Origin of the sequence: Bacillus sp. AFS012607, assembly GCF_002558005.1 — a bacterium.
Taxonomy (GTDB): Bacteria; Bacillota; Bacilli; order Bacillales; family Bacillaceae_G; genus Bacillus_A; species Bacillus_A thuringiensis_S.
This window is the reverse complement of the sequence record NZ_NTVM01000108.1, coordinates 1-707: the sequence shown is the minus strand read 5'-3', so window position 1 is coordinate 707 and position 707 is coordinate 1. Positions and strand designations below refer to the sequence as shown.

The following is a 707-nucleotide window of genomic DNA, read 5'->3' as shown; positions in this document are numbered from 1 at the left end:
ATTTTAATACCAGGATCTCGCCCTCCTAAAATTGTTAAAGAGTATATGGTTCAATCTATGAAGCCAGGAAGTGTCATTGTGGATATCGCAATAGATCAAGGTGGTACAGTAGAAACTATTGATCATTATACAACTCATGATAATCCTGTATTTATTAAACATGACGTAATTCATTATGCAGTACCAAATATGCCTGGTGCCACCCCACGTACTTCAACTATGGCGTTGGCAAATGGAAATATTGAGTATTTACTAGCAATTTCTAAAGATGGATTAGAAAATGCAATTCAAAATAAATCATCATTAGCATCTGGGGTAAATGTATATAAAGGTATTATTACCTACGAAAATTTAGGTATGACGCTAGGTTTGGACTTTAAAGAATTGAAAGAAGTGTTAGTATGATTACCAAAAAAGTATTGTTAGATATCACTGACATTAAAAAAGCCAAAGAAATTCTTGATGTAAATGCCCGAAAAACACCTTTGGTTAAATCTTTCTATTTAACTAGTAAAACGGGTGGAGAAATTTATTTGAAGTTGGAAAATATGCAGTTAACGGGTTCATTTAAATTTCGTGGTGCATTTAATAAAATTTCCCAACTAACAAATGAAGAGAAAGAACGTGGTGTAATCGCTTGTTCAGCTGGAAATCATGCACAAGGTGTTGCATTATCTTCCCATTTACTAGGAATCAAAAGTAAAATT

The 707-nt window shown here is 32.8% G+C and carries 1 protein-coding gene and 1 pseudogene; both read left to right on the top strand.

Annotation, left to right across the window (positions count from 1 at the left end; genetic code table 11):
* Window positions 1-405 (top strand): annotated as a pseudogene (locus CN409_RS31095) (alanine dehydrogenase); the annotation flags it as partial.
* A partial coding sequence (locus CN409_RS31090; protein WP_141527764.1) for a pyridoxal-phosphate dependent enzyme occupies window positions 402-707 on the top strand: 306 nt, incomplete at its 3' end. The pseudogene CN409_RS31095 and the gene CN409_RS31090, both read left to right, overlap by 4 nt.